Source organism: Bradyrhizobium sp. (genome assembly GCF_016462955.1).
Taxonomy (GTDB): Bacteria; Pseudomonadota; Alphaproteobacteria; order Rhizobiales; family Xanthobacteraceae; genus Bradyrhizobium.
The window spans coordinates 5258-9141 of record NZ_JAEMSD010000274.1; the positions used below are offsets into that span (position 1 = coordinate 5258).

The 3884-nt window shown below is 64.1% G+C and carries 2 protein-coding genes and 1 pseudogene; all 3 read left to right on the forward strand.

Features of this window, described 5'->3' with window-relative positions; translation table 11 throughout:
- Nucleotides 1–509: pseudogene (locus JHD07_RS24335) on the forward strand (HlyD family secretion protein); the annotation flags it as partial.
- Nucleotides 510–616: 107 nt separating this feature from the next.
- Nucleotides 617–2500 carry a HAMP domain-containing sensor histidine kinase gene (locus JHD07_RS24340; protein WP_291626671.1) on the forward strand — a complete coding sequence of 628 codons (1884 nt, stop codon included), beginning with the start codon at nt 617–619 and terminating at the stop codon, nt 2498–2500.
- A gap of 133 nt (nt 2501–2633) precedes the next feature.
- The coding region (locus JHD07_RS24345; RefSeq protein WP_291626674.1) for a DUF3300 domain-containing protein at nt 2634–3884 on the forward strand (1251 nt) is incomplete at its 3' end.

Below are 3884 nucleotides of genomic sequence, written 5' to 3' on the forward strand. Positions count from 1 at the left end.
TTGTCCGTCCAGGCGACGTCGTCAACCAGTTGATGCGGCCGGCGGGCATCCTGATTCCGGCGGAAGCCGGCCGATCCGTCCTTCAGGCTGGCTTCGGTCAGATCGAGGCGCAGGTGATGAAGACCGGGATGGTGGCGGAGGCGACCTGCATCTCGAAGCCGTGGGTCATCATTCCGATGGTGATCACGACGGTGCAGGACTACATCGCGGCCGGCCAGTTCCGTTCCGGCGAGCAGCTGCTCGAGGCGCAGAACGCGGTGCGGCCCGGCACCATTCTGGTGTTTCTGGAGCCGCTCTACAAGGGGGGCCTCGAGGGCGTGACGCCGGGGTCAAGCTGTATCGTCAACGCCTATACCAGCAATCACGAGGAGATCGCTGCCAAGGACACGCCGACCGGCCGAAAGATCGCGCTGCACGTCGTCGACGGCGTCGGTCTGGTCCACGCGCTGCTGCTACGCATCCAGGCGCTGCTACTGCCCATCCAGACGCTGGTGCTGAGCGGTCATTAACGGCCCCTAACGACGTCCTCAGGGCTGTCACAATGGCGCGGAGCCCGCTAGAATTGCGCCTCGAAGCGGTCGAAGAGAGCCGTCGGGGGACGAGGATGAGCGGGCGCATGTTCATTGCGTCGGTGAAGCCGCGGCCGGTTGCGGTCGCGGGGCCGGGCGTTGTCTTGTTGCTCGCCGCCTGCATCCTTTCCGGCCCCGCTGATGCGGTCGAGCGCGGCCCGCGCGGGGAGCTCAAGCGCGTGCTGATGCTGCATTCCTTCGGCCGCGGATTCCTGCCCTGGAGCGAATATGCGCGGAGCATCAAGACGGAGCTCGAGCGCCAATCGCCTTGGCCGCTCGATATCCAGGAGCACAACTTGCTCTCCGCACGCTTCAACAATCCGGGCCCGGAAGCGCCCTTCGTGGACTACCTGGACTCGCTCTATCAGGGTGCGCCGCCTGACGTCGTGCTGAGTATCGGCGCGCCGGCCGCGCGGTTCGTGCAGCGGTACCGCGCAAAACTCTTCCCTGATACGCCCATGGTGCTGACCGTGGTCGAGCAGCGGCTGGTGAAGTGGGACGATCTTACTGACAACGACGTCGTCGTCGCGGTCCGCAATGATTTCATGGCTGCGTTCAACAATATTCTGCGGCTGAGGCTGGACACAAAGTCCGTAGGCATGGTGATCGGCGCCTCGCCGCTGGAGAAATTCTGGATCGACGAGGTGAAGCGGGAGCTGAAGCCACTGGGCGATCGCGTCGAGCTCGTCTGGTATTCGGACCTGCCGTTCGAGGAGATCCTCAAGCGCGCCGCGAACCTTCCGTCCGATACCGTGCTGTTCTGGGGCCTGATGTCGGTCGATGCAACCGGCATTGTTCACGAAGGCGACCTTGCGCTGCGCAGGCTGCGCGCGGTCGCCAACGCCCCGATCTTTTCCTATCAGGAGGCCTTCTTCGGTGACGGCACCATCGGTGGCCCGATGCAATTGACCGGCGAGACCAGCCGGAGGACCGTCGATGCCGTCATGCGCATCCTTGGCGGCGAAAAGCCGGCCAGCATCAAATACGAAACGATCGAGTTCGGACCGCCGCGATACGATTGGCGCGAATTGCAGCGCTGGGGCATCAGCGAAAGTACTCTGCCTGCCAACAGTGAAGTCGTATTTCGGACGCCGACGATGTGGGAGATCTACCGCCGGGAGATATTGCTGATCGCCGCGATCATTCTGGTGCAGGCCGGCCTGATCAGCGGCTTGCTCCATGAGCGTCGACGCCGCCGGGTCGCCGAAGTCGAATCGCGCCAGCGTCTGGCAGAGCTGGCTCACGCCAACCGTTATTCGGCCGTCGGCGAACTGACGACCTCGATCGCGCATGAGCTCAATCAGCCGCTGGGATCGATCCTGACCAACACCGAGACGGCCGAGCTCATGCTCAGCGGCGCTTCGCCCGACATCGACGAGATCCGTCTGATCCTGGCTGACATCCGACGTGACGACCAGCGGGCGAGCGAGGTGATCCGCCGGCTGCGCAGTGTCCTGAGGAAGTCGCCGTTCGAGATCAAGGACATCGAACTGAACAACACGGTACGAGAAGCGATCGACCTCGTGGCCGCGGTCGCCCACGGGCGGCGCACAATCTTGATCTATATGCCCATCCTGAGCGATCTTCGCGTCAAGGGTGATCCCGTACAGCTCCAGCAGGTTGTGCTCAACGTGATCATCAACGCGATGGATGCGGTTTCCGATGCCGACACGCAGAAGCGCGAGGTGAGTGTCTCGACATCTCGCGTGGGCAATCAGGCCGAGATCAGGATCGCCGATACCGGTTCCGGGATTGCGCCTGGCGACCTTGCCAACGTCTTCAAGCCGTTTTTCACGACCAAGCCGCAGGGCATGGGGATGGGACTTGCCATCGTCAAGACCATTGTCGAGGCCCATCACGGAACGATCGTTGCCGAGAACCAGCCGTCGGGCGGCGCGCTTTTTACGATCAGGTATCCGATCATCGGATAGCGGCCGACATCACTTCCGATCCTGCACTCTCGCGCCGCAACAATCGGGCGAAGCTGCCGTTCCTTGATCTCGATCAACAAACCCGCTCGTGCCGGCCGGATTCTCGCCGATGCAAAGTCCGATGGAGGGTGTGATGTTTCGCTGCGGCAAGACGACCCTGATGGCGCTTGCGTTGATGTTGGCGCTTCCCGTCGCGTCGACGGCGCAGACCGCCGCGCCAGCGAGCCCGGGCACTCAGACGCAGTCCGCGACTCCACCGGCTCCGACTGCCGAGCTCTTGAAGCCGGCGCAGCTCGAAGCGCTGGTCGCGCCGATCGCGCTCTATCCCGACGAACTGCTGGCCAATGTCTTGGCCGCCTCGACCTATCCGCTCGAGGTGGTTCAGGCTGACCGCTTTTTGAAGGAGCGCAAGACCCTGAGGGGCGATGCGCTCAAGACCGAGGTCGACAAGCAGGGCTGGGACGACAGCGTCAAGGCGCTCGCCAGCACGGCCGATGTCCTGACCATGATGAGCGACAAGCTCGAATGGACCCAGAAGCTTGGCGACGCCTTTCTCGCCCAGCAGCCCGACGTGATGGATGCGATCCAGCGTCTGCGCAGCAAGGCCTACGACAACAAGAAGCTCGTCACCACCAAGCAGCAGAAGGTCAGCGTGCAGAGCCAGGAAGGCAAGCAGGCCATCGTGATTCAGCAGGCCGACCCTTCGACGATGTACGTACCCTATTACGATCCCGCCACCGTCTACGGCACGTGGCCTTATGCGGAATATCCGCCGTATTATTGGGGCTATCCCTCCTATATCGGCGCCGGCGTGGTCGCAGCCGGTATCGCCTTCGGCACGGCCTGGGCGATCGGACGCTGGGGTAATTACTGGGGCGGCGGCTGCAACTGGGGCAATCGCAACGTCTACGTCAATCATCGCAACACCAACATCAACACCGGCTGGCAGCACAATCCGGCGCATCGTCAGGGCGTGCGCTACAACAACACCAACGTCCAGCAGCGCTTCGGCAACAACAACGTCCGTGCGGGGGCCTCGGACCGCATGGATTTCCGCGGGCGTGACGGCAACCAGGTGCTGCGTCCCAATCAGGGCGGCCCGGGAGATCGCGCGGGCGATCGGGCCGGTGATCGCGGCGACGCCGGTGATCGCGCCGGCAATCGTGGAGATCGTCCGGGTACTGGCGATCGTCCGGGCGCAGGAACGCGGGATCGCCCCGGTGGCGGTGATCGTGCTGGCGCCGCTGACCGCGCCAAGGGCGGCGGTGATCGCGCCAAAGGCGGCGGCGACCGTGCCAAGGCTGCGAACCGGGCCGGTGGGGGCGCTGGCAACCGCGGCAGTCGCGGCGGCGCAATGAATGTCTCCTCCGGCCGGGCGGCGGCC